Raw genomic sequence first — 25,514 nt, 5'->3', positions numbered from 1 at the left:
CGAGCCCCGCGCGGTGGCGGCGGCGACCGCGGAGGAGGGGGCGAGGACGGCGATCTGCCGGTGCTGGTGCTCGGCGGCGTGCGCCGCGCGGCGCACCAGCACCGACGGCGCGGTCCCCTCGGCGAGCCCGGACAGCAGCACGTGACCGGTGCCGCGCGGGCTGCGCGCCTGCACCGCGACGACGCCCACCCCGGGCCGGGCGCTGGGCACCGCCCGGCCGACGGCGAGGATGCAGGAGGAGACGGCGATGCCCATGTCCCCGGTGACCGGGTCGCGGGCGACGACCGAGAACGTCACCGGGGGAGCGGTGCCGCGCTCAGACCGCGGCCGGCAGCGCCATGGTGGGGACGTCGCCCGGCACGCCCAGCGGGGCGCCGGTCTTCTCGACCACCTCGTCGACCGACACGCCGGGCGCGACCTCGCGCAGCACGAAGCCCTCGGGCGTGACGTCGACGACGGCGAGGTCGGTGACCACCCGGTCGACGCAGCCCTTGCCGGTCAGGGGCAGCGAGCACTCCTCGACCAGCTTCGGGGACCCGTCGCGGGCCACGTGCTCCATCATGATGATCACGCGCTTGGCGCCGTGGACGAGGTCCATCGCGCCGCCCATGCCGTTGACCATCTTCCCGGGGATCAGCCAGTTGGCGAGGTCGCCGCGGGGGTTGACCTGCATGGCGCCGAGGATGGCGAGGTCCAGGTGCTTGCCGCGGATCATCGCGAAGCTGGTCGCCGAGTCGAAGAAGCTGGCGCCCGGCAGGACCGTGACGGTCTCCTTGCCGGCGTTGATCAGGTCGGGGTCCTCCTCGCCGTCGTACGGGTACGGGCCGACGCCGAGGATGCCGTTCTCCGAGTGCAGCACGACGTGCACGCCGTCGGGGACGAAGTTGGGCACCAGGGTCGGCATGCCGATGCCGAGGTTGACGTAGGCGCCGTCCTCGAGCTCGAGCGCCACCCGGGCGGCGAGCTCGTCGCGGGTCAGGGTCACTGGGCCTGCTCCTCCGTGGCTTCCTCGCCGGCAGCGGCCGGCGGGGCGGGCTCCGTGCCCGTGGTGGGCCGTGGGCGGGTGGTGCGCTTCTCGATCCTCTTGCCCTCGGCGCCGACGAGGACCACCCGGTCGACGAAGACCCCGGGCAGGTGCACGTGCTCGGGGCGGATCTCGCCGGGCTCGACGAGCTCCTCGACCTCGGCGATCGTGATCCGCCCGGCCATGCCGGCCAGCGGGTTGAAGTTCATCGCCGACTCGTGGAAGACGAGGTTGCCGTGCCGGTCGCCGACCGAGGCCCGGACCAGGGCGTAGTCGGCGGTCAGCGCGGTCTCCAGCACGTACTCGGTGCCGTCGAAGACCCGGGTCTCCTTCGGCGCGCTGGTCTCGACGACGTCGCCCTCGGCGTCGTAGCGCACCGGGATGCCGCCGTCGGCGACCATCGTGCCCACGCCGGTGGGGGTGTAGAAGGCGGGGATGCCGGCGCCACCGGCGCGCAGCCGCTCGGCCAGCGTGCCCTGCGGGGTGAGCTCGACCTCCAGCTCGCCGGAGAGGTACAGCCGGGCGAGCTCCTTGTTGCCGCCGACGAACGAGCTGATGGTGCGGCGGATCCGGCCGGCGTAGAGCAGCACGCCCAGCGCCTGGTCGTCGACGCCGCAGTTGTTGGAGATCGTCGTCAGGTCCCTGGTGCCCTGCTCGAGCAGCGCGTCGATCAGCGCCACCGGCACCCCGCAGAGCCCGAACCCGCCGACGGCGAGCACCGCGCCGTCGCCGACGTCGGACACCGCCTCCCGGGCGCTCGCCACGACCTTGTCCATCAGTCGACCACCGTCTCCTCCGGCGCGGCGGGCACCCGCCCCCTCAGGCGGGCCTGCCCAGCTCGCGGACGCCCTCGATCCGGAGGCCGAGCGTAGCGGTGACCCGTTCGGCCTCCGCCCGGCCGCCCAGGGCGGCGGGGTCGGCGTTGCGGCACAGCACGATCGAGGCGCCGGCGGCCAGCGGTGCGAGCAGCCAGGCGACCGGCCCGGCCTCGGCCGCGGTGGCGTCGTCGACGAGCACCCGGTCGCCGGCCGCGACGCCGAGCCGGCCGGCGAGCGCGGTGGCGGCCTCGGCCAGCCCGCCGAGGGTGAGCTCCAGCCCGCCGGCCAGCAGGCCGGGGGAAGCCGGGTCCGGGGGCACGTAGGGGGTGAAGGAGTCGCCGTGCGCGCGCACCTCGAGGGCGAAGTCGCGCGCGGGGCCGGCGTAGCCGGTCATGCCCAGGCCCAGGGGGTGCAGCGAGAGGCCGAGCAGCTCGGGCGGCTCCTGCTCCTCCAGCGCCGCCAGCCGGTCCTGGGCGGCGAGGACGACGTCGGCGGCGTCGAGCCCGCCGTCGTCCTCGACGGCGGTGTCGAGCACGGCCGCGCCGCAGCTCCACACGCCGAGCAGCACCGCGGCGGTCTGCCAGTGCACCGGCAGCGCGACGGCGACGGTGCTGCCCGGGCCGACGTCGAACTCGTCCTGCAGCAGGTTCGCCGTCTTCGCCACCCAGTTCGCGAGGGTGGTGCCGGACAGCTCGACCCGCTCGCCGGTCGCGTCGTCGTAGGCGGTGACCAGCGGCGCGGCGGCACCGCGCCGCAGCGCTCCGGCGAGCAGGTCGGCGGGGGTCACCGGTCCCGGCCGTCCTGCAGGTCCAGCCAGGCCTCGGTCAGCGCCGGGGCCAGCGACCGGGAGAAGGTGCTGGTCAGGTGGCTGCCGTCCCAGTAGACGACCGCCCCGCCGACGACCGCGTGGCACGTGTCGGCGTCGCAGAAGGAGTCGGTGAGGTCGACGACCGAGGCGCCGGGCAGGTCCTGCACGCCGTCGGCGATGGAGTCCGGGGTGACGCGCAGGTCGCGCGGGCCGGCGCACGGGTCGGTCCCGGCGTCGGTGGTGGCCAGGCAGTCGGGCACGGGCACCTCCTGGTTGCCCAGCACGCCGTCGGGGGAGACCCCGTTGGTGGTGGGCACGGCGCGCAGCACGACCACCTGCTTACCCGCGTCGACCAGCGGCCGCAGCGCGTCCTGCACGACCTCGGCGGGCCACTGGTTGAGCAGCCGGCCCTCCGGCCCGACGAACTTGTAGACGTCGGAGCGGTAGCTGGTGAACACGGTGGTGACCGCCGGGTCGGCGGCGACGGTCGCGATGACGTCGCGGCCCCACTCCGCGCAGGCGGCCGGCTGGGCCGGGTTCATGTTCGGCCCGGTGAACGAGGCGGTGGCCAGCGCCGGGCAGCCGGAGTGGACGTAGAGCGAGGCGTCGACGCCCTGGTCGTCGGCCAGGCCCTGCACCGCCTCCCACCAGGACGCGGCGTGCGAGTCGCCGATGAGGGCCACCTCGCTCGTCGCCCCCGTCACCTCGTGCCGGCAGGGCGCGACCTCGGTGGAGGTGTCGTTGGTGAGGCAGAACATCCCCGCCGACAGGTCGTCCTTGGCGAACAGCGGGTTGACCGTGTCGGTGACGGCGTGCACGTCGGAGCAGCCGTTGGCCGGGTCCATGGCCGGGGCGCCGAAGCAGGGCGTGCCGGCGAGCGCGACCGAGGCGGCGCGGGCGCCGTCGACCTGGGACTGCAGGTGCCAGGACCCGGACGCCGTCGTCGCCACGAGGGCGCCGGTCGCCACGGCGGTGAGCAGGTAGGTGGTGCCCGACCCGCGCCGGTCCAGGAACCGGTTGGTGCGCACCGGGTCCTCGACGAGGACCTTGGTCAGCCAGGCGGCGGCCACGGTGGCGGCGACGATGCCGATCTTGGACACCGTGCCGAGCGGGTGGCCGAGGACGAAGGGGAGCAGCACGACCAGCGGCCAGTGCCAGAGGTAGGCGGAGTAGGAGACGTCGCCGAGGAAGCGGACCGGGCCGAACTCGGCGATCCGGGTGGGGCTCCAGTCGCCGCGCGGCGAGCCGGCCCAGATGACCGCGACGGTGCCGAGCACCGGCAGCAGGGCGGCGGTGCCGGGGAACGGCGTGTCGTGCGAGTAGCCGAACGCCGCGTAGGCGATGGCGCCGAAGCCGGCCCAGGAGACCAGGCGGCGCAGCCCGTCGCGGCCGGTGGTGGTGGACAGCAGGGCCAGCAGGGCACCGGCGCCGAACTCCCAGGCGCGGGCCGGGGTGGCGAAGTAGGCGTAGGAGACCGAGTGGGTGGTGGCCCAGAGGGAGTAGCCGAACGAGGCGACCGTGACCGTTCCCAGGACGGCGGCCAGCACGGCGCGGCGGCCGCGGGAGAGCCGGGCGGCCAGCCACACCGCCGCGAGCACGAGCAGCGGCCAGACGAGGTAGAACTGCTCCTCCGTCGACAGCGACCAGTAGTGCTGGGCGGGGGAGGCGACGTTGGCCGCGGCCAGGTAGTTCACCGCGTCGCCGGCCAGCAACCAGTTCTCGACGTAGAGCGCCGAGCCGCCGATCTCGCGGAGGAACTGGGCCCACAGCGTCGTCGGCACGAACAGGAACGTGACGACGGCGCTGGTGAGCAGGACCAGCAGCGCCGCCGGCAGCAGGCGGCGGGCGCGGCGGGCCCAGAACCGGCCGAGCCGGATGCGGCCGGTGCGCTCCACCTCGCGCAGCAGGTGGCCGGAGATGAGGAAACCGGAGACGACGAAGAAGACGTCGACGCCCACGTAGCCGCCGGGCACGCGCAGCGGGGTGACGTGGTAGAGCACCACGAGGGCCATGGCGAGCGCGCGCAGGCCCTGGATCTCGACGCGCACGCCGCGCTCGGCGGGACGGGCGGGCGGCTGGGGGCCCCGCGGCCGCGGGACGGGCGGCGTCGGCTGTGCGAGGACGGTCGTGTCCTCCACACCGGCCCTGCCGGTGTGGTCCAGCGTCGCGCTCATCGTCCCCCATCTCGGCCGCGCGGCCCTGCCCGGCCCGCGGGTCACACCGCGGCCCCTCGACCGGACCGCGCGGAAGTGCAGGCCAAGTGTGTAACGGTTCCGAGACGTCCAGGGATGGCAAGAACTGACGACCGTGACGGACGGGTCTGTTCCCGGCCCCTGTCGCACCACCCGTCACGGGCGTGTCCGCGGCCCGCCTGCGCCCGGTCCGGGAACGACGAGGCCCCCACCGCGCGGACGCGGTGGGGGACCTGGTGCCGTCGCGGGTGGCCCTGCAGGGGGCCGTCCACGGTGGGGGGCAGGAGGGTCCTCCCTCAGTAGATGCAGCTGGTGTCGGCCGCGGTGCGCGCCGGCTCGACGGGGGCGCTCGGCGACGCCGTCGGCGGGGTGGTCGCCTGGCCGATGCCGTTGAAGTCCGAGCCCAGGACGAGCTGGACGGTGCCGGACGTGGCGTCGTCGGCGACCTCGGGGACGGCGCCGGGGATCTGCCCGGCGAGGGTGGCGGCCAGCGCCTCGTCGCCGGCGGCGTGCCGGATCGTCGTCTGCTCGTAGTCGGTGCTGTCGGCGTTGCCGGTGCTGGTGACCGTGAAGCCGACGGTCTCGAGCGAGGACGCCGCCTCCGCGGCCAGGCCCGGGGTGCCCGAGCCGTTGTAGACCGCGACCGACACGTCCGCGGGCGCCACGGTGACCGGCGCCGCGGGGGCCTCAGGGGCGGCCGCCTCGGGCTCGGCGGACAACTCGGCGAAGAAGTCGTGCAACTCGTCCTCGTCGGCCAGCCGCAGGATCGACCGGCCCTGCTCGTCCCGGTCGTCGCCGACGATCGGGATCGTCTGGAACTCGATGCTGCCGGCGGTCACCGACTGCATCTGCTGGGCGAGGTCGAGCAGGTCGAGGTCCTGGTCGATGGTCAGCGACTCCGACGCCGCCTGGATCAGCTCGCGCTGCTTGCCCAGGTCCAGCAGGACGTCCTCGGACAGCATCTTGCGGAGCACGCCGCCGATGAACACCTGCTGGCGGACGATGCGGTCCAGGTCGCCGCGGGGGAGCCCGTGCCGCTGCCGGACGAACTTCAACGCGTCCGCGCCGGAGATGGTCTGCTGCCCGGCCGGGAAGACCGCGCCGGAGTAGGCGGAGTCGTCCACGGCCTCGCAGAGGTTGACGTCCACGCCGCCGACGACGCTGGTGAGGTTGAAGAAGCCGAGCAGGTCGACCTCGGCGTAGTGGTCGATCTGCAGGCCGGTGAGCTGGCTGATCGTCTGGACCAGCAGCTGGGCGCCGCCGGCCTGCCGGTCGGCCTCGGGCGCGGCGTCGTCGACCTCGGCGTAGCCGTAGGCGTAGGCGGCGTTGAGCTTGTCCATCCCGTAGCCAGGGATCTCGACGTAGGAGTCGCGCGGGAACGAGACGAACGACGCGCGGGACCCGTCGGCGGGGACGTGCACCAGGATCATCGTGTCGGTGTTGATCCCGGAGTCCTCGCCGGCGTTGAGCTCGGCGAGCTGGTCGGGAGTCAGGTCGGCGCGGCTGTCGTTGCCGACCAGCAGCAGGTTCATCGCCTCGGTGGCGTCCCCGGCGTCGGAGTTGCCGGCGGTCGGGATCGCGTCGGTGCGGTTGACCGTCGCCTCGGCGACCCGGCCCAGGTACCAGCCCCAGCCGCTCGCGCCGAGCAGGACCACCGACAGGACGGCGGCCACGCCGCGGGCGACACCGGCGCCCCGGCGGCGGCGCGGCGCGGCGGTCCCGCGGTCGGCACGGCGCCCCGCGGTCTCGCCGGCACCCCGGCCGCGGGGGCGCGAGGGACGGCCGGCGCGCGGGTCGAGCCGCGCCGGGATCGGGCGTCCCGGGGCTCCACCCTGCTCGTTGCGGTCTCGGCTCACCCGACCGAGGTTAGGGGCGGGTGGAGCGGCCGGTGGTCGCGCGACACGGGGGAACGCTCCGTCCCGGGTCGCGGGTGCCCGTCGCGCACCTGCTGCCCGTCTGGTCGCGCGCGACCCCACCCGGCACGGCCGTCACACCGGTCCCGGGTGCGCCGGAGCGGCCCGGCTCAACAACCGGCTCCTCGGTGACGAACCTCCAGGACCGGACCGGTGTCCCGGTCCGAGGACCAGAGGAGGCATCTCGGTGCGCCGACTGCTCGCCGGCTCCGTCGCGTTCGTCGCCCTGACCGGCACGGTCCTCGTGCTGCCGGTCTACGCCGCCCCGGGGCCCGAGCCGGTCCCCGTCGAGACCTCGACCGAGCAGCTGGAGCTGGGCTCGGTGAGCGCGCCGGAGGGCGGGGCCGAGGTGCAGCAGGGCACCACGGACCCGGTGGCCGGCGTCCCCGGCAGCGCGCCCACGCTGACCCTGACCGAGACCGACGTCGCGGAGTTCTCGCTGGTCGGCGTCACCTGGCGGGCCGACCCCGCGGTCACCGACACGCTCGTGCAGGTCCGCGTGCAGGACGAGGACGGGGACTGGGGCGGCTGGACCGAGGTCGGCCGCGAGGACGCCGAGCCCGGTAGCGGCGCCGGGGCCCGTCAGGGCACCGCCCCGCTGTGGACCGGCCCGAGCACCGGCGTGCAGGTGGAGCTGGTGACGCGGGCGGGGGCGCAGCCGGCCGACGTCCGGCTGGACCTGGTCGACCCCGGGACCAGCGACGCCGACGACTCGCCGGGCGCTCCCGACATCCAGGACACCGCCGAGGCCGCGATGGCGATGCCCGACGTCTACTCCCGGGCACAGTGGGGCGCCGACGAGCGGATCCGCACCTGGCGGCCGCAGTACGCGAGCACGCTCAAGGCCGCGACCCTGCACCACACCGCCGACGCCAACGGCTACTCCGCCGACCAGGTGCCGGCGATCATGCGGTCGATCTACCGCTACCACACGGTGAGCCTCGGCTGGGGCGACATCGGCTACAACGTCATCGTCGACCGGTTCGGCCGGCGCTGGGAGGGCCGCTACGGCGGCCTGGCGTCGACGGTCATGGGCGCCCACGCCGGCGGGTTCAACACCAGCACCTTCGGCGTCTCGATGCTCGGGAACTTCGACGTCGCCGCGACGCCGCAGGTCGTGGTCGACTCCGTGTCCGCGATCATCGCGTGGAAGTTCTCGCTGTTCCGCATCGACCCGCGCGGCACCACGACGCTCACCTCCAGCGGGGGCGGGACCTCGCGCTACGCCGCCGGGGTGCGGGTGACCCTGCCCACGGTCTTCGGGCACCGGGACGTCGGGGCCACCGCCTGCCCGGGCCGGTACGGCTACGCCCGCCTCGGCGAGATCCGCGAGAAGGCGGCCCGGCTGCTCGCCGGGGCGCAGACCCCCGTCACCGACCGGTACGACTCCGACCCCGGCGCGCGCGCCGCGCTGGGCCCGGCCACGACGGCGGAGTGGCCGACCGTCGGCGGGGAGGGCCGGTACCGCTTCTTCGTCAACGGCGCCATGTACTGGTCGGCGCCGACCGGGGCCCGGTTCGTCCTCGGCGACCTCTACACCCGCTGGGCGCAGCTCGGCTGGGAACGCAGCCCGCTGGGCTACCCGACCTCCGACACCCTCCCGACCGGCGGGGGCGACGGGCGCTACAACCTCTTCCAGAACGGCGCCATGTACTCCTCGCCGGCCACCGGCCCGCGGTTCGTGCTGGGCGCGATCCACCGGCGCTGGGTCGAGCTGGGCTGGGAACACGGCTCCCTCGGCTACCCGACCACCGACACCCTCCCGACCCGTGACGGCGACGCCCGGTGGACCGGCTTCCAGGGCGGAGCCCTCTACGAGACGCCGCGCAACGGCGTGCGCATCGTCCAGGGCCGCATCCTCACGGCCTGGGCCGCCTCCGGCCACGAGCACGGGCCCCTGGGCTACCCGACCGGCGACCCGTTCCCGACCAGCAGGGGCGACGCGACCTACCAGCTGTTCGAGCACGGCGCGGTCTACGACTCACCGGCCGGCGTCCACCTGCTGACCGGCGACGTGCACGCCCGCTGGGTCGAGCTCGGCTGGGAGGGCAGCCCGCTCGGCTACCCGGCCACCGACACCGCCCCCACCGCCGGTGGGGACGGGGCCTTCTCGGTGTTCCAGGGCGGCTCGGTCTACGCCACCCCGGCGCACGGCGTCCGCGTCCTGCTGGGGACCCTGGCCACGGCCTACGCGGCGTCCGGCGCGGAGGAGGGTCCGCTGGGCTGGCCGACCGCGGACGCCCTGCCCACCGCCGGGCGGGACGCCACCTGGCAGGCGTTCGAGAACGGTGCCCTCTACGCGTCCCCGGCCGGGACCCACTTCCTCGTCGGTGACGTCCACCGGCGCTGGGCGGCGCAGGGGTACGAGGCGGGGCCGCTGGGCTACCCGACCTCGGACGACCTGCCCGCGCCCGGTGGCGTCGGCCGGTTCACGGCCTTCCAGGGCGGCGCGGTCTACGCCAGCCGCGAGGCCGGGGTGCACGTCGTCGCCGGCCCGATCCGGGTGGCCTGGAACGCCGGCGGCGCGGACGCCGGCCCGCTCGGCCTGCCCACCAGCGACGTCCTGCCCACCGGCGGGGGCGACGCGACGTGGCAGCAGTTCGAGCACGGCGCGATCTACGCCTCCCGCACCGGGGTGCACGTGCTCACCGGCGACGTGTACCTCCGCTGGATCGGGCAGGGCTGGGAGCACGGCCCCCTCGGCTACCCGACGTCGGACCCGCGGCGGCTGGCGGGCGGCACCGCCGTCCAGCAGGTGCAGACCTTCGAGGGCGGCGCGATCGTGCGGACGGCGTCGGGCACCCGGGTGCTGCCCGGCGAGACCGCCCGGCTGTGGGCGGCGCTCGGCGCGGAGGGCGGCGTGCTCGGCGTGCCGACCGGCGAGCAGCTGCCGACCCGCGACGGCGACGGGCGCTACACGCTGTTCAGCGGGGGAGCCGTGTACTGGTCACCCGCCACCGGCACCCACGAGATCGTCGGCCCGGTGCACCAGCGGTGGGTGCAGCTGGGCTGGGAGCACTCCCGGCTGGGCTACCCGGTGTCGGGCTCGATCCCCACGCCCACCGGCTGGCGCACCGACTTCCAGGGCGGCTCGATCACCCACGACCGCGCCACCGGCCAGACGACGGTCGCCTACCGCTGACCCCCATCCGGCACAGCGGTCCCACCCGACCCCGCCGTCCCGGCGGACCGGTCCGTACCAGGGCCGGTCCGCCGCGCGCAGGTAGCGTGGACCGCCGTGGCACTCGCACAACCGGCCGGACGGACGCTCGCCGCAGCCGTCGCGGACCTCAGGCGCGGCTGGGAGCAGCGGACGCTCTGGGGGCACCTCGGCTGGCAGGACATCCGCCAGCGGTACCGCCGCTCGGTCCTCGGCCCGATCTGGATCACCATCAGCATGGCGGTCACCGCCGTGGCGCTCGGGATCCTCTACTCGGGGCTGTTCGACATCGAGCTGTCGCGGTTCCTGCCGCACGTCCTCGTCGGGTTCATCGTCTGGAACTTCGTCAGCGGGTGCATCAACGAGGGCTCCGAGGTCTTCATCGCCAACGAGGGCCTGATCAAGCACCTGCCCGCGCCGCTGTCGGTGCACGTCTACCGCCTGGTGTGGCGGCAGACGCTGTTCTTCGCCCACAACATGATCGTCTACCTGGTCATGCTGCTGGTGTTCCCGCAGCCGCTGAGGTGGACGGCCGTCGCCGTCGTCCCGGCCTTCGTGCTGCTCGCCCTGAACGGCGCCTGGGTCTCCCTCGCCGTCGGCGTCATCACCGCGCGGTTCCGCGACATCCTGCCGATCACGCAGAGCGTCGTGCAGCTGGCGTTCTTCCTGACGCCGATCGTGTGGATCTACGACGAGCTGGTCAACAGCCCGAACCCCGCCATCGCCGAGCGGGCGCGGCTGGCCGAGTTCAACCCCTTCCTGCACTTCGTGGAGATCATCCGGCGACCCCTCCTGGGCCAGGACCAGGAGCTGCGGTACTGGGTGGTCGTCCTCGCCATCACGGTGGCCGGCTGGGCCTTCACGATGTTCGTGCTGCGCCGCTACCGGTCCCGCGTCTCCTACTGGGTGTGAGCGTGAACGACGTCAACGGGGCCGGCACCGACGGCCCGATCGGGATCACGACCAAGGACGCGTGCGTCGACTTCCCCATCTTCGACGCCAAGAGCCGGTCGCTGAAGAAGACCGTCATGGGCCTGGTCGGGGGCAACATCGACAGCGGCGCCAAGGTGCCGGTCATCGAGGCCCTGCGGGACATCACCCTCACCCTCGAGCACGGCGCCCGGGTGGGCCTGGTCGGGCACAACGGCGCGGGCAAGTCCACGCTGCTGCGGCTGCTGTCGGGCATCTACGAGCCGACCCGCGGCCACGCCGAGGTGCGCGGCCGCGTCGCGCCGGTGTTCGACCTCGGTGTCGGCATGGACCCGGAGATCTCCGGCCTCGAGAACATCATGATCCGCGGGCTGTTCCTCGGGATGAGCCGGAAGCAGATGCAGGAGCGGGTCGACGACATCGCCGACTTCACCGAGCTCGGCGACTTCCTGCACATGCCGCTGCGCACCTACTCCACCGGCATGCGGGTGCGGCTGGCCCTCGGCGTCGTCACCAGCATCGACCCCGAGATCCTGCTGCTCGACGAGGGCATCGGCGCCGTCGACGCCGCCTTCCTCGAGAAGTCCAAGCAGCGGCTGGTCGAGCTCGTCGAGCGCTCGGGCCTGCTGGTGTTCGCCTCCCACTCCGACGAGTTCCTGCGCGAGCTCTGCGACACCGCCATCTGGATGGAGCACGGCCGGATCAAGCAGCAGGGCGACCTCGACGAGGTGCTGCGGGCCTACAAGGGCCTGCCGGCGTGAGCGCCGCGGTCCCGGCCGCGGGGGAGTGCGTCGTCGCCGTCGTCGTCACCCGGCACCGGCGGGAGCTGCTCGTCGAGAGCCTGGCCGCGCTGGCGTCCCAGACCCGCCGCGTCGACCACGTCGTCGTCGTCGACAACGGGCCCGACCAGTCGGCCGCCGACGTCGTCGCGGCCAGCGGGCTGCCGGCCACCCACCTGCCCAGCCGGCGCAACCTCGGCGGCGCCGGCGGCTTCGCCTACGGCATGCTGCACGCCCTCGCGCTCGGCGCGGACTGGGTCTGGTGCGCCGACGACGACGGCCGGCCCGCCGACGCGACCGTGCTCGCCACCCTCCTGGACGCCGCGCAGCGGCACGGCCTGGCCGAGGTCAGCCCGCTGGTCACCGACATGGCCGACCCGGACCGGCTCGCCTTCCCGCTGCGCCGTGGGCTTCGCTGGCGGCGGCGGCGCAGCGACTTCGCCGGCCTGGACCTGCTGCCGTCCTACGCCTCGCTGTTCAACGGGGCGCTGTTCCGCGCCGAGGCCCTCGACGTCGTCGGCGTCCCGGACTACCGGCTGTTCTTCCGCGGCGACGAGACCGAGATCCACCGGCGGCTGCTGCGCGCGGGCCTGCCCTTCGGCACCTGCCCGCAGGCGGCCTACCTGCACCCGGAGGGGACGACGGAGTTCGCCCCCATCCTCGGCGGGCGGCTGTCGGCGCAGTACCCGGCGAACGAGGTCAAGCGGTACTTCACCTACCGCAACCGCGGCTACCTCATGGCCCAGCCGGGCATGCGCTGGCTGCGCCCGCTGGAGACCGTGCGCTTCGGCTGGTTCTTCCTGGTGTCCCGCCGCGACCGCGCCGGCTGGCGGGAGTGGCTGCGGCTGACCCGCGCCGGCCGCCGGGAGCGCTTCACCCGCCCCTGACGCCCGCCCTCACGCGAGAAGGGCCCCGACCGGGGATCCGGTCGGGGCCCTTCCTCGTGCAGGCGCGGGCTACACCCGCTGGTAGCCCCACTCCTCGAACGCCTCGGTCCAGCGGTCCATGGAGGTCAGCTCGCCGGCCGCGGCCTGGTAGCGGCGCTGCAGCTCCGGGAAGTCGGCGGACATGCGGCGCAGCAGCTGCACCGACGTCGCCGCCAGCCGGCGGAAGGTCGCCGGGTCGCGGCGCCGGAAGGTGACCCCGCGGCCGTCGGCGGTGCCCACGGTCGCGCTGTCGAGCCGGGACAACAAGAACCACTGCGCGTCCTGGAACGCGAGGTTCAGCTGCGGGGTGTCCATGTTCTCGGGGTCCACCGGCCGGGCGTTGTGCACCAGCGCCTTGACCAGCGTCTTGCCGATCTGCAGCGGGTTGACCGGGATCCGGCGGAAGCGCACCGCCTTCGCCGTCGGCATCGAGGGCAGCGGCAGGTCCGCCGACGACGGCAGCACCTTGCCGTCGGCGTGGGTGGCCCGCACCTCGCGGGCGGTGACCACCGACTGCGGCATGCTGCTGAACAGCGCCTCCGGGCCGGCGAGGAAGTCGCGGTAGGCCCGGTGGTGCAGCTCGACCGTGGAGTACTGCAGGTTGATGAGGAACCGCAGGTCGGCCTTGAGCATCTCGCGGAACAGCTTGCCGCCGTGCTTGTGCGGCGAGTGCAGCGCCGCGGCGATCAGCCGGTTGCGGATGTGGAAGTACGCCTGCCAGTCGCTGGCGTCGTCCTTGTCGCCCCAGGACAGGTGCCAGATGGCGGTGCCGGGCAGCGACGCGGTCGGGAAGCCGGCGGCGAAGGCCCGCAGGCCGTACTCGGCGTCGTCCCACTTGATGAACACCGGCAGCGGCATGCCGATCTTCTCCGTGACGGCACGGGGGATGAGGCACATCCACCAGCCGTTGTAGTCGACGTCGATGCGCCGGTGCAGGTCCGGCGACTCGCGCAGCGTCTCCTTGCCGAAGTCGTGGTGGTACTCGGTGTTCGGCGCGTTGGTCCAGAAGAACGTCTCGCGGTCGACGATCTCGCCCATGCTGTGCAGCACCGAGCGGTTCTGCAGCGCCAGCATCTGGCCACCGACCAGCATCGGGCTCTTGGCGTAGGCGGCGAAGGCGCGGGCCCGCAGGATGCTGTCGGGCTCGATCATGATGTCGTCGTCGAGCAGCACCACGTGCGTGGCGTCGCTGCGGGTGAACGCCTCGTGCATCGTGCGGGCGAACCCGCCGCTGCCGCCGAGGTTGGGCTGCTCGACCACGTGCAGCCGGTCGCCCAGGGCGGCCTTCACCTCGGCGTAGCCGGCGGCGTCCTTGACGTGGTTGTTGCCCTGGTCGGCGATGGTCACCAGCGACAGGCGCTCGAGCACCGCGGGGTCCTCGACCAGCGCGCGGGCGGCGGCCAGCGCGTCGACCGGGCGGTTGTAGGTGCAGATGCCGATCGCCAGGCGCGGCTCCTCGGCCGGCGCCTGCGGGGCGTACCAGCCGGCCTCGCGGACCACCGTGTCGCTCTCGGCGGTGACGTCGAACCAGTACCAGCCGCCGTCGATGAACGGCGCGAGGTCCAGCTCGAGCTCGACGGTGCGCTCGTCGTCGCCCACGTGCGAGACGCCGGTGACGTGCATCGACTCGCCGTCGGCCTTGGAGCGGTGGACGTCGATGCGGCACGTGCCCGACACGGTCACCCGCAGCACCACCGAGTCCAGCACGCTCCACCGGCGCCAGTAGCTGGCCGGGAAGGCGTTGAAGTAGGTGGCGAAGGAGACCTCGGCGCCGGCGACGATGGTGCCGGAGTGGCGCCCGTCCTGCCGGACGCGCACCGGGGAGTTCTCCTCGTCGAGGTAGAGGCTGCGGACCTTCAGCGGGTCGGCCGGTCGCGGCATGAGGACCCGCTGGACCAGCGTGACGGCCTTGTCCGGGGTGAGCTCGGTGTCCGCCGGCTCGCTGACGGTGTCCGGCTTGACCGGCGCGTCAGCGACCTGGGGTGCGGTCGTCGTCATGGAGGGATCAGTCCTCGGCTCAGTCGTCGAGGCGGCCGTCGAGCGAGCCACCCTCGTCGAAGAAGGGGCGGATGCGGTTGTCGAACATGCTCAGCGCCGACCCGATCGCCATGTGCATGTCCAGGTACTTGTAGGTGCCCAGCCGGCCACCGAAGAGCACACGCTTCTCGGCGGCCTCCTTCTTGGCCAGCTCGCGGTAGCGCTCGAGCTTGGCGCGGTCCTCGGGCGTGTTGATCGGGTAGTACGGCTCGTCGCCGGTCTCGGCGAAGCGCGAGTACTCGCGGACGACGACCGTCTTGTCGGCCGGGTAGTCCCGCTCGGGGTGGAAGTGCCGGAACTCGTGGATCCGGGTGAAGGGCACGTCCTCGTCGGCGTAGTTCATCACCGAGGTGCCCTGGAAGTCGCCGATCGGCAGGACCTCGGTCTCGAAGTCCAGCGTGCGCCAGCCCAGCTCACCGGCCTCGTAGCCGAAGTACTTGTCGATCGGGCCGGTGAAGACCGTCGGCACGTCGGCGGGCAGCTCGTCCCGGACGTCGAACCAGTCCGTGGACAGCCGCACCTCGATGTTCGGGTGGTCGGCCATCTTCTGCAGCCACGCGGTGTAGCCGTCCTTCGGCAGGCCCTCGTACGTGTCGTTGAAGTACCGGTTGTCGAACGTGTAGCGCACGGGGAGGCGCGCGATGACCGCGGCCGGCAGCTCGGTGGGGTCGGTCTGCCACTGCTTCTTGGTGTAGCCGCGGATGAACGCCTCGTAGAGCGGGCGGCCGATCAGGGAGACCGCCTTCTCCTCGAGGTTCTGCGCGTCGGCGGTGTCGATCTCACCGGCCTGCTCGGCCACCAGCGCACGGGCCTCGGAGGGGGAGTAGCTGCGCTCGAAGTACTGGCAGATCGTGGCCAGGTTGATCGGCAGCGAGTAGGTCTTCCCCTGGTAGATGGAGTAGACCTTGTGCTGGTAGCCGGTGAACTCGGTGAACTGGTTGACGTACCGCCAGACCCGCTCGTTGGACGTGTGGAACAGGTGGGCGCCGTACCGGTGGATCTCGATGCCGGTCTCGGGCTCGGGCTCGGAGTAGGCGTTCCCACCGATGTGGTCGCGTCGGTCGAGGACGAGCACGCGCTTGTCCAGCTGGCTGGCCACCCGCTCCGCGACGGTCAGTCCGAAGAAGCCGGAACCGACGACGACGAGGTCAGGTCTCGCTGAGGTCACGACTCGCGACGATACCGTCGCGGTGCCCCCGGCTCCCGCCGCCGCGGCCGATTCCTGGTACGGACCCGTCCCGTTCGTCACAGCCGCCCCGAGGGTGCCGCCGAGTCCCGTGGGTCACCGGGGGGTGACACCCGGTCGGGTAGGTTGCCGCCACGTGACGAGCGAGACGCTTGCCGAGTTGAACCGGCACGCCGCCGCCATCGGTGACGACCTGCGCCTGGTCCAGGGGGCCGGCGGCAACCTCAGCGGCAAGGACGGCGACCTGGTCTGGGTCAAGGCCTCCGGGACGAAGCTGGCCGAGGCGCTGGAGCGCCCGATCTTCGTCGGCGTCGACGGCCCCCGCGCCCGCGTGGACGTCCTGCAGGTCGAGGACCTGCGGCACGTCGTCGTCGAGCTGGCCGACGAGCGGGCCTCCCGCCCCTCCATCGAGACCGCCCTGCACGTGCTGCTGCCGCACCGCTTCGTCTTCCACGTGCACTCCGTGGGCGCCGTCGCGGCCGCGGCCCAGCGCCGGCCGGACGCCGTGCTCGACCGGCTGCGCGAGGTCGCGCCGGTCGGCTGGGTGCCCTACGCCAAGCCCGGCATCGCCCTGGCGCGCGCGGTCCTCGCCGCCCAGGAGGCCGCCGGGCCCACCGAGGAGACGGTGTTCCTCCTCGGCAACCACGGCCTGCTGACCGCGGCCCCCACGGCCGACCGCGCCCGGGAGCTCGTGGACCGGGCCGAGGCCGCGCTCCGCCGCGACGACCGGCCGGTCGCCGGCGACGACGAGACGACACTGGCCCCGGCGGGGACACTCGATGCGGACGCCACCCGGCTGCTGACCGGGGGCGTGCTCACGCCCGACTCGGCGGTGTTCCTGGGCAGCCGGCCCTTCGGGACCGCGCCGGGGCAGGGCAGCCCGCTCGTGGTGACGCCCGACGGGGGCGTCGTCGTGGACGGACCCCTCTCGGCGGACGCCCGGGAGATCGGCCGGGGACTGGTGGCGATGGCGCGGCACGCCGACCCGTCGGCCCCCGTGCGCTATCTGGACGACGACGAGGTCGCGGACCTCGTGGACTGGGAGGCCGAGAAGTGGCGACGCGGGATGGAGCGGTGACCCCGCAGCTGGTGATCCCCATGACGGGGATCAGCTCGCGGTTCACCGCCGCCGGCTACGACCGGCCCAAGGCGCTGATCGAGCTGGACGGCGAGACGGTCATCGACCACGTCGTCGACATGTTCCCCGGGTGGGACGACGTCGTGTTCATCTGCAACGCCGACCACCTGGCCGACCCCCGGCTGCGGCTGCGCGAGCGCCTGCTCGAGCGCCGGCCGAACGGGAAGGTCGTCGAGGTGGCGGCGCACAAGCTCGGCCCCGGCCACGCCGTGCTGGAGGCCGCCGAGCACATCGCCCGGGACAAGCCGGTCGTCGTCAACTACTGCGACTTCACCTGCTACTGGGACGCCGACGACTTCGCCGACTACCTGTCCTCGGGCGTGGTGACCGGCGGGGCCATCCCGGCCTACCGCGGCTTCCACCCGCACATGCTGCACTCGACGTCCTACGCCTACCCGAGGCTCGAGGGCGAGTGGGTCGTCGACATCCAGGAGAAGAAGCCCTGGACCGACGACCCGGCGAAGGAGTTCGCCTCCTCGGGCACCTACGGGTTCGCCAGCGGCCAGGTGCTGCTCGACGCCCTGGCCCACCAGGTCGAGCACGGCTACGACCTCAACGGCGAGTACTACCTGAGCCTGACCTACAAGAGCGTCCTCGACATGGGCCTGACCATCGGCGTGTACGAGCTGCAGCACTTCATGCAGTGGGGCACCCCGCAGGACCTCGAGGAGTACCGCGAGTGGTCGACGGCCCTCGCGCACTGGACCCGCGGCCCGGCCGCGCCGCAGCCGGGCGCCGCCCGCGTGGTGCTCGCCAGCGGCGCCGGCAGGCGCTTCGCCGACCTCGGCTACGACCGGCCCAAGCCGCTGCTCGACGTCGCCGGGCGGACCCTGCTCGAGCACGCGCTGCTCGCCGTCCCCGGCTCCCGGTCGGTCGTGGTCACCCGCGCCGACCTGGGCGACGGCGGCGAGGTCGCCCGCCTGGCCCGCGCCCAGGGCGCGGAGGTCGTGGAGCTGGAGAAGCTGTCCCGCGGGCAGGCCGACTCCGCCCTCCAGGGCCTGCGCCCGCTGCTCGACGGCGCCGCCGAGCAGCCGGTCACCGTCACCGCGTGCGACGCGGTGCCCCGCCCGGCGCCGGGCGCGCTCGACGCCGCCCTGGCCGCGGCCGGCGAGGACGGCCTGGTCGTGTGGGTCGCCCCCGGCTACCGGCTGGCCCGCCGCCGGCCCCAGCAGTACGGCTGGGTGACCTGGGAGCAGGCCGGTGAGCAGGTCGGCCGGGTGCAGCGGACCTGGCTCAAGGAGGCCCCGGACGACCCGGCCACCGCCGGCGTGATCATCGGGACGTTCACGTTCCCGACCACCCGGGGCGCGGTGGCCGACGTCGAGGAGCTGCTGGCCAGCGACGAGACGGTCAACGGCGAGTACTACCTCGACAGCCTGGTGCGGCGGTTCACCGCCGCCGGCCGCCCGGTGGTCGCGCTGCTGCTGGACAGCTTCGTCTCGCTGGGCACGCCCGACGAGTACGAGACCTTCCGCTACTGGCAGAGCTGCTTCCACAAGTGGGTGCACCACCCGTACGCGCTGGCGGCCGACCCGATGGTCCCGCCGACGGCGCGCGCGGACCTCGACCGCGCCTTCCGTGCCTTCGTCCCGGCCGCGAGCGGCCGGACGTGGACCTGACCGGTCCCGTGACCGTCGCCGGAGGGGGGAACCGGTCGTGAGGGGTTCGCTGGCACGCTTCGTGCTGGTCGGTGGCACCACCGTGCTCATCGACGCCGTCGTCTACCAGCTGCTGCTGTGGGGCGGGGTCGGGCACGGCTGGGCCAAGGCGCTGGGCTTCATCGCCGGCGCGGTGTTCGCCTACGTCGCGAACTGGCGGTTCACCTTCCGCGGGCAGTCGCACCGCTGGTCGCTGGTGGCGTTCGTGGTGGTCTACCTGTGCGCCCTGGGGATCAACGTCGGTGCCAACGCCCTGGTCCTGGCCGTCCTCGACGACGGCCGGACCTGGCAGGTCGCCGTCGGCTTCCTGGTGGCCACGGGCCTGTCGGCCGCGTGGAACTTCGTGGGCATGGCCCGCTTCGTCTTCCGGTCGCCCGTGCGCGGCCCCGAGCCCCGAGAGGTGGCCTCCCCGCATGGCTGAGCCGACCCGGCCCACGCCCGCCTTCAGCCTCGTCGTCCCCTGCTACAACGAGGCCCGCTCGCTGCCCGAGCTCGTGCTGCGCGCCCGCTTCACCGCCGAGGCCGGTGACGGCGAGGTGATCCTGGTCGACAACGGCAGCACCGACGACACCCCCGAGGTGCTCGCCCGGCTGCTCGACCCCGCCGACGACCGGGTCCGGTCGATCCGGGTCGACCCCAACGAGGGCTACGGCTGGGGGATCACGTCCGGACTGGCGGTGGCGCGCGCGCCGATCGTCGGCTGGACCCACGCCGACCTGCAGACCGACCCCGCCGACGCGCTGCGCGCCGTCGCCGCGATGGAGGGCGCCGCGGGCCCGGTGCTGGTCAAGGGCCGCCGCTACGGCCGGCCCGTCGCCGACCGGGTGTTCACCGCGGGCATGAGCGTCTTCGAGACCGTGCTGCTGCGCCGCCGGCTCACCGACATCAACGCCCAGCCGACGATGTTCTCCCGCCAGCTGCTCGACCAGTGGGGCACCCCGCCCAAGGACTTCTCGCTGGACCTGTTCGCCATGTACACCGCCGCCGAGCGGGGCTTCGACATCCGCCGGGTGCCGGTGGTCTTCGCGCCCCGGCGCTTCGGCACCTCGTCCTGGAACGTCGACCTCGCCGCCAAGCGGAAGTTCATCAAGCGCACGGTCGACTTCAGCCTGGCGCTGAGGAAGCAGCTGTGACCCTCGTCGTGGCCCACCGGCGGAACCTGCCGGCCGAGCTGGCCGACACCCCGCGCGAGCTGGGCATCGAGATGGACATCCGGTCCTACGGCGACCGGCTCGTCGTCACCCACGAGCCGTTCGACCCGGGCGTGGACCTCGACGAGTGGCTCGACGCCTACGCGCACGCCTTCCTCGTGGCCAACGTCAAGGAGGAGGGCCTCGAGGAGCGGGTCGAGGCCGCGCTGGCCGCCCGCGGCGTCGAGGAGTGGACCTACCTCGACCAGTCCTTCCCCTTCATGGTGCGCACGCTGCGCCGCGGCGAGAGCCGCTGCATGGCGCGCATCTCGGAGTACGAGTCGGTGCACACCGTGCTGGCGCTGCAGCCGCGCGCCCAGTGGGTGTGGCTGGACTCCTTCACCGGCGCCCTGCCCCCGCGCGAGGACCTCGCCGCGCTGGCCGGCACCGGGTACCGGGTGATGGTGGTCAGCCCCGAGCTGCAGGCCCGCGACCCCGAGCCGGAGGTGGCGGGCATCCGCCGCGCGCTGGCCGAGGCCGGCCTCGAGCTCGACGCCGTCTGCACGAAGAGGCCCGCACTGTGGGCCTGAGGGAACTGGGCCCCCGGCAGAAGCTGCTGCTCGCCGCGGGGTTCGCGGTGCGCGTCGCGCTGCTGGCCGTGCTGGTGCCGGCGGTGCAGCGGGCCTGGTTCGCGCCCTTCGTCGAGCACTTCCTCGACCAGCCCTCGTTCACCCCGTGGTCGGAGTGGCTGGCCGACGGCGGCGTCGAGCAGGCCTTCCCGTACGGGCCGCTCATGCTCGTCTGGTTCGGCTTCTTCGGGCTGCTGACCTCGTGGCTGCCGGTGCCGTGGGCGGTGCAGCTGGGCATGGCGGTCGGCGTCCTGGTCGCCGACCTGCTGATCACCTGGCTGCTGCTGCGGACCGGCGGCTCCCGCCCCGGCCGCGCGGTCGTGCTCGCCGCCGTCTCGCCGATCCTCGTCTACGCCGCGTACGTGCACGGCCAGCTGGACCTGGTGCCGACGCTGCTGATGTTCGCCTCCGTGCTGGCCTTCCGCCGCCGGCAGTGGTCCGCCGCCGGCGTGGCCGCGGGCCTCGCGGTCGCGGTCAAGGCCAGCTCGGTGCTGATCGTGCCGTTCGCGCTGCTGTTCCTGCTGCGCAACAGCCGCTACCGGGCCGCCCTCGTCCCGTACCTGACCGGGCTGCTGCCCGGCCTGGTGCTGCTCTTCCTGCCGGCGGTCTCCGGCGGCTACCGGGAGATGGTCCTGGGGACGCCGACCTTCGGCGCCGCCGTCGACTACGTCATCACCCTCGGGCCCGGGCTGCAGCTGGTGCTGCTGCCGGTGGTCTACGCCGCGCTGCTGGCGGTGCTGTGGCGGTTCCGGCGGGCCAACCCCGACCTGGTCTTCACCGTGACCGCGGTCGCCCTGGCCGCGGTCGCGCTGCTCACCCCGGCCTCGCCGGGCTGGTTCCTGTGGTCGGTGCCCTTCCTGGCCGTCATCGCCGCCGGCACCGGCCCGCGGGTGCGCGCCGCCGTCTTCTGCTTCTGGGTCGCGGTCACCGCGTCGCAGGCGGTGTCGGCCAGCGGCGCGGCGCCGCGGTGGGACGCGCCGGCGCTCGGGATGACCTTCCGGGACGTCGACCGCACCGCCTTCGACCTGCCGGCCTGGCTGTTCGACCTGCTGGCCACCACGGCCGTCGTCGCCGGTGCCATCGCCCTGGCGATGGTGCTGCGCGGGGCGCTGCAGCAGTACGACGTCTACCGGCTCTCCCGGGCCCCGCTGTCGATGGCGGTCGCCGGCGACAGCGGCACCGGCAAGGACACGCTGTGCATCTCGCTGTCCGACGTCTTCGGCGAGCAGGCGACGTCGTTCCTCATGGGCGACGACTACCACCTGTACGAGCGGCACGCGCCGCTGTGGAACGTCACCACCCACCTGGACCCGGCGGCCAACGACCTGCCCCGGCTCACCCGGGACACCTTCCGGCTGCTGGCCGGCGAGGAGGTGTGGTGCCGCCACTACGACCACGCCCGCGGCCGGTTCACCAAGCAGCGCCCGATCGCCCACCGCGAGCTCGTGGTGGTCAGCGGGCTGCACGCGCTGACCAGCGGCGACGTCCGGGCCAAGGTGGACCTCACGGTCTTCACCGACATGGACGAGCCGCTGCGGCGCCGGCTGAAGATCGAGCGCGACGTCGGTGAGCGCGGGCACGCGCTGACCTCGGTGCAGGCCTCGATCGACCGGCGCGAGCCCGACCGCGACCGCTACATCCTCCCGCAGCGCCCGCTGGCCGACGTCGTCCTGCGGCTGGAGTCCGAGCGGTGCCTGCCGCCGGAGGACCAGCCGCTGGACGCCCCGCTGTCCCTGCGCGTGGTCGCCCGGCTGCGCGGCCTGGCGTTCGCCGAGCGGCTGAGCCGGGCACTGATCTCCGTGGGCGGCGTCCCCTCGCGCCTGGAGTACCTCAACGAGCCGGGCGCGGTGGAGCTCACCGTCTCGCCGTCCCCGCTCACCCCCCGGGACGTGCGCAGCCTCGCCCGCCACCTGCTCGACCGGCCGGAGGAGCTGTTCGTCAGCGAGCCGGTGTGGCTGGGCGGCAGCCGCGGCCTCATGCAGTTGATCCTCGTCCTGGCGATGCTCGAGCGTCGCCGCAACCGGTTGGAGTCGACCCTCCGATGACCACCCCACGCCTGCCGTCGCTCGTCATCTTCGACCTCGACGACACGCTCTACCCCTACGAGCCCTGCCACCGGGCGGGGACCGCGGCGGTGGTGGCCTTCGCCGCCCGCGAGCTGGGCGTCAAGGACCGGGCGTTCCTCGACGTCTGGGACGGCGCGCGCAAGCGGGTCAAGGCGCGGCTGGGCGACACCGGCAGCTCGCACAGCCGGCTGCTCTACGGGCACGAGGCGATCGAGATGCTGGGGCTGCGCAGCCAGCCGGCGCTCGCGCTGGCGCTGGAGCAGGAGTACTGGCGGGAGTACCTGCTGGCGGCCAAGCTGCGCCCCGGCGCCCGCGACCTGCTCAGCTCGCTGCGCTACAACAACATCCCGATCGCGATCGTCACCGACCTGACCGCCCAGATCCAGTTCCGCAAGCTGGTGCACCTGGAGCTCGACCAGGTCGTCGACCACGTCGTCACCTCCGAGGAGGCGACCGGCGACAAGGTCACCCTCGAGCCGTTCCGGGTGCTGTTCGACCGGCTGCCCCGGCAGGAGTCCAGCCACGTCTGGTTCGTCGGGGACTCGGTGCCCGACGTCTCCTGCATCGACCGGCTGGTGGCGGACAAGCTCATCGAGTCCGGCACCGGCTGGCTGCTCGCCGGCCGCGGCGACGCCCCGACCAGCGCGCTGACCTGGTCCCGCATGGAGCAGATCGAGGACGCCCTGCACGACCTGATCCCCGGCGGGCGGGAGGCCTCCGCATGAGCTCCCGGGCGTCCGTGCTCGACCGGCCGGGCACGCCGCCCGGGTCGCCGGAGTCCCCGGGCGCCGGCCTGCGCCGCCCCGGCTCCCCGGCACGCGCCGGCCTGGTCGCGGCGGGGCTGTTCGTCGCCGCCGAGGCCGTCCTGCTGCTGGTCGTGCGGCTGTGGCAGCCGCGGTTCTTCTACATCGACGACATGCAGGCGCAGTACCTGCCGGTCTTCTCCTGGTTCGGCCGGCAGCCGGGGACGCCGCCGCTGATCGACCCCGACCAGGGCTCGGGCGGCGCCTTCGTCGCCGACCTCCAGTACGGCGTGCTCGACCCGGTGCACTGGCTCCTGGCCCAGGTCGTCGGCTCGGCGCAGGACCTCAACGCCGCGGCGTGGGGGATGAAGATCCTGGTCGTCGCGGTGATGGGGCTGGGCACCACGGTCCTGGCCACCCACCTCGGCGCCCGCCCGGTGTGGGCGGCCGCGGCCGCGCTCGGCGCGGTCAACTCCGGCTTCATGCTCTGGTACGCGACGTCCTGGTGGCCCTCGGGGTGGGGCACCGCCTGGATGCCGTGGCTGTGGTGGGCGCTGTCCAGCCGCAGCCGCTGGGCGGTGCCCGGTGCGGTGGTGGCCGCCTACATGACGATCACCTCCGGCTACCCGTACGCGCTGCCCTTCTCGGCGATCGTGGTCGCCTGCGTCGCGCTGGTCCGGCTGCAGCAGCCGCGCGCCGAGGGCGGCGTGCGCGACCTCGTCGTCCGGCTGGCCGCCGGTGCCGGCGGCGCGCTGCTCGGCGCGCCGGGCCTGCTCACCGCGAGCGCCCTCACCCCCTTCAGCCAGCGCAGCCTCGGCGGCGCCGGCGACGCGTTCGGCAACGCCGGCGAGCACATCCCCAACCTGCTCGACGTCCTCCTCGGCAGCGCGACCCTCTCGCCGTCGGTGCTCGGCTGGTGGGGCGACCGGATGCAGCCGGCGGTCATGGCGCTGGCCTGGTTCGTGCTGCCCGTGCTGGCGCTGGTCCGGTGGCGGGTCCGCCCCGACGGCGTCCGGCTCTGGCGCACCCCGGGCGCGCTGCCGGCGGTGGCGCTGTGCGTCGTCGCGGTGGTGGCCACGCAGAGCCCGACGGTGCTGTTCGACCTGCGCTACCCGTGGCGCTACGTGGTCGTCCTGCAGGTCGTCTCGCCGGTGCTGGTCGCCGTGCTGGCCAGCCGCTGCGGGCTGGACCTCGGCCGGCGGCGGCTGGCCCTGGCCGCCGGGCTGCTGGTCGCCCAGGGCGTCCTGGCCTGGTCGCGCACGCCGGTCATGTGGAAGTGGCACGCCTTCGTCGTCTTCTGGGGGCTGGTCGTCCTCGCCGTCGCCGGGGTGCTCGCCTCCCGGCGCGCCGCCCGCGACGCCGAGCCGGCCGGGGACGGCGGGACCCCCGCCCGGGCGCGCGCCGGCGCCGTCCTGGCGGTGCTCGCCCTGGTGGCCACCGCGGCCGCGCCGCTGGCCAGCATCGGCGCGGCGATCACCTACCAGCGCATCGACGCCCGCGACCACGGCGCCGAGCCCACCGGGCTGCCGGCCCGCGGCATCTACGACACCACGGTCTGGCCGTCCCTGGTCTCGGACTTCGAGGAGGCCAGCCAGGGCGTCGGGCTCAACGCGACCGTCCTCTGGTGGGGCGAGCCGGGGGAGGACCGCGGCGCGCTGCGCGGGGCCGCCGTCGGCAACGCCGCGCTGCTCGCCGGCATCCGGCCCGGCTACGCCTACACCTCGCTCGGCCAGGCCGGGTGGGCGAACCGGTGGTGCGCGAGCTTCGTCGGCGTCGTGGGCGACTGCCCCGACCCCGTCGACCGGCTGCTCGCGCAGGTCCCCGGCACCGACGTCACCTGGCTCGAGGCGCTGTCGAAGGACGTCGTCCTGCTCGACGAGCGGGCGCCGGCCGAGATCCGCGCGGCGCTGGACCGCTCCTACGAGCGCACCGGCGAGGACCGCGGACTGCTGCGCTACGAGCGCCGCGAGGCCACGCCGGGCCGGGTCACCTGGGTCAGCGACGGCGTCGACTCGGTCGAGGCCATCGACGTCGGGTTCGAGCAGGAGAGCTACCGCGTGAGCTGGTCCGGCGACGACGCCCGCGTGTTCACCCGGATCCCGTGGTGGCCGGGCTACGTGGCGCGGGTCGACGGGCAGCCGGTCGACGTCGAGGTCGTCGACGGCACCGCCGTCGAGGTCGTGCTGCCCGCCGGCGGCGGGGAGGGCACCCTGGAGATCGCGTACGAGCGGCCCCGGGCCGGGCTCGGGACCGTCGCCGTCGGCGCCGGCGCCGTGCTCTCGGTCCTCGCCCTCGCCGCGGGTCTCGGCGCGACCGCCGGGCTGGAGCGACGGCTGACGAGGAGGCGGAACCCGGCGGGATGACCGCGACGCAGGCA

The 25,514-nt window shown here is 74.0% G+C and carries 20 protein-coding genes; 12 read left to right on the top strand and 8 right to left on the bottom strand.

From position 1 onward, the window contains the following. From ACI79Z_RS16980 to ACI79Z_RS16955, 6 genes are all read right to left on the bottom strand, one after another. Window positions 1-297 (bottom strand): DUF1028 domain-containing protein (locus ACI79Z_RS16980; protein WP_456903312.1); only part of this gene is annotated, 297 nt, incomplete at its 3' end. 19 nt (window positions 298-316) lie between these two features. Continuing rightward, a complete protein-coding gene (locus ACI79Z_RS16975) occupies window positions 317-985 on the bottom strand; it encodes a CoA transferase subunit B (RefSeq protein ID WP_387991399.1) in 669 nt (222 codons plus the stop codon). Next, window positions 982-1,800, bottom strand: coding sequence for a CoA transferase subunit A (locus ACI79Z_RS16970; RefSeq protein WP_456903311.1), 819 nt, complete (start codon window positions 1,798-1,800; stop codon window positions 982-984). Before ACI79Z_RS16970 ends, ACI79Z_RS16975 begins: the two co-directional genes overlap by 4 nt. Window positions 1,801-1,843: 43 nt before the next feature. After that, entirely contained in the window at window positions 1,844-2,629 is a 786-nt protein-coding gene (locus tag ACI79Z_RS16965; RefSeq protein WP_387991405.1) for a TIGR03089 family protein, read from the bottom strand. Then, window positions 2,626-4,824, bottom strand: a complete 2,199-nt coding sequence (locus tag ACI79Z_RS16960) for an acyltransferase family protein (RefSeq protein ID WP_387991407.1) — start codon at window positions 4,822-4,824, stop codon at window positions 2,626-2,628. Before ACI79Z_RS16960 ends, ACI79Z_RS16965 begins: the two co-directional genes overlap by 4 nt. A 314-nt stretch (window positions 4,825-5,138) precedes the next feature. Next, a complete protein-coding gene (locus ACI79Z_RS16955) occupies window positions 5,139-6,698 on the bottom strand; it encodes an LCP family protein (RefSeq protein ID WP_387991410.1) in 1,560 nt (519 codons plus the stop codon). Between the two features lie 244 nt (window positions 6,699-6,942). Between ACI79Z_RS16955 and ACI79Z_RS16950 the strand changes: the two genes are divergently transcribed. The 4 genes from ACI79Z_RS16950 (at window position 6,943) to glfT1 (ending at window position 12,511) form a co-directional block, all read left to right on the top strand. Continuing rightward, window positions 6,943-9,897, top strand: a complete 2,955-nt coding sequence (locus ACI79Z_RS16950) for an N-acetylmuramoyl-L-alanine amidase (protein WP_456903310.1) — start codon at window positions 6,943-6,945, stop codon at window positions 9,895-9,897. A 96-nt stretch (window positions 9,898-9,993) separates the two neighbouring features. Then, window positions 9,994-10,827 carry a galactan export ABC transporter permease subunit Wzm/RfbD gene (wzm, locus tag ACI79Z_RS16945; protein WP_387991416.1) on the top strand — a complete coding sequence of 278 codons (834 nt, stop codon included), beginning with the start codon at window positions 9,994-9,996 and terminating at the stop codon, window positions 10,825-10,827. Continuing rightward, entirely contained in the window at window positions 10,824-11,606 is a 783-nt protein-coding gene (wzt, locus tag ACI79Z_RS16940; RefSeq protein ID WP_456903309.1) for a galactan export ABC transporter ATP-binding subunit Wzt/RfbE, read from the top strand. The genes wzm and wzt overlap by 4 nt, the downstream gene beginning before the upstream one ends. Continuing rightward, on the top strand, window positions 11,603-12,511 hold the full coding sequence (gene glfT1 / locus ACI79Z_RS16935) for a galactofuranosyltransferase GlfT1 (protein WP_387991419.1): 909 nt from the start codon (window positions 11,603-11,605) through the stop codon (window positions 12,509-12,511). The genes wzt and glfT1 overlap by 4 nt, the downstream gene beginning before the upstream one ends. 69 nt (window positions 12,512-12,580) lie before the next feature. On the opposite strand, the gene ACI79Z_RS16930 is transcribed toward glfT1, so the two are convergent. Both ACI79Z_RS16930 and glf read right to left on the bottom strand, forming a co-directional pair. After that, complete coding sequence (locus tag ACI79Z_RS16930) at window positions 12,581-14,548, bottom strand: glycosyltransferase (protein WP_387991422.1); 1,968 nt, start codon at window positions 14,546-14,548, stop codon at window positions 12,581-12,583. A gap of 19 nt (window positions 14,549-14,567) precedes the next feature. Next, complete coding sequence (glf, locus tag ACI79Z_RS16925) at window positions 14,568-15,755, bottom strand: UDP-galactopyranose mutase (protein ID WP_456903308.1); 1,188 nt, start codon at window positions 15,753-15,755, stop codon at window positions 14,568-14,570. A gap of 154 nt (window positions 15,756-15,909) precedes the next feature. Here glf and ACI79Z_RS16920 point away from each other — a divergent pair, with 154 nt between their 5' ends. From ACI79Z_RS16920 to ACI79Z_RS16885, 8 genes are read left to right on the top strand one after another with little or no spacing between them, the layout of a single operon-like run. Then, window positions 15,910-16,851, top strand: a complete 942-nt coding sequence (locus ACI79Z_RS16920; RefSeq protein ID WP_387991427.1) for a class II aldolase/adducin family protein — start codon at window positions 15,910-15,912, stop codon at window positions 16,849-16,851. After that, a complete protein-coding gene (locus ACI79Z_RS16915; protein WP_387991429.1) occupies window positions 16,848-18,530 on the top strand; it encodes an NTP transferase domain-containing protein in 1,683 nt (560 codons plus the stop codon). Before ACI79Z_RS16920 ends, ACI79Z_RS16915 begins: the two co-directional genes overlap by 4 nt. A gap of 37 nt (window positions 18,531-18,567) precedes the next feature. Next, entirely contained in the window at window positions 18,568-18,990 is a 423-nt protein-coding gene (locus ACI79Z_RS16910; protein ID WP_387991432.1) for a GtrA family protein, read from the top strand. Beyond that, window positions 18,983-19,702, top strand: a complete 720-nt coding sequence (locus tag ACI79Z_RS16905; RefSeq protein WP_456903307.1) for a glycosyltransferase family 2 protein — start codon at window positions 18,983-18,985, stop codon at window positions 19,700-19,702. Before ACI79Z_RS16910 ends, ACI79Z_RS16905 begins: the two co-directional genes overlap by 8 nt. After that, window positions 19,699-20,289: a hypothetical protein gene (locus ACI79Z_RS16900; RefSeq protein ID WP_456903306.1), complete on the top strand. Its 591-nt coding sequence runs from the start codon at window positions 19,699-19,701 to the stop codon at window positions 20,287-20,289. The genes ACI79Z_RS16905 and ACI79Z_RS16900 overlap by 4 nt, the downstream gene beginning before the upstream one ends. Further along, window positions 20,280-22,373 carry a hypothetical protein gene (locus tag ACI79Z_RS16895; RefSeq protein WP_456903305.1) on the top strand — a complete coding sequence of 698 codons (2,094 nt, stop codon included), beginning with the start codon at window positions 20,280-20,282 and terminating at the stop codon, window positions 22,371-22,373. Before ACI79Z_RS16900 ends, ACI79Z_RS16895 begins: the two co-directional genes overlap by 10 nt. Next, window positions 22,370-23,119 carry an HAD family hydrolase gene (locus tag ACI79Z_RS16890; RefSeq protein ID WP_456903304.1) on the top strand — a complete coding sequence of 250 codons (750 nt, stop codon included), beginning with the start codon at window positions 22,370-22,372 and terminating at the stop codon, window positions 23,117-23,119. The genes ACI79Z_RS16895 and ACI79Z_RS16890 overlap by 4 nt, the downstream gene beginning before the upstream one ends. Next, window positions 23,116-25,500, top strand: coding sequence for a hypothetical protein (locus tag ACI79Z_RS16885; RefSeq protein ID WP_456903303.1), 2,385 nt, complete (start codon window positions 23,116-23,118; stop codon window positions 25,498-25,500). The genes ACI79Z_RS16890 and ACI79Z_RS16885 overlap by 4 nt, the downstream gene beginning before the upstream one ends. The last annotated feature ends 14 nt before the right edge of the window (window positions 25,501-25,514 follow it).

It is taken from the genome of Geodermatophilus sp. SYSU D00663 (genome assembly GCF_054050655.1).
Note: the sequence above shows the minus strand (reverse complement) of the source record. Positions and strands in the feature narration are given on the sequence as shown.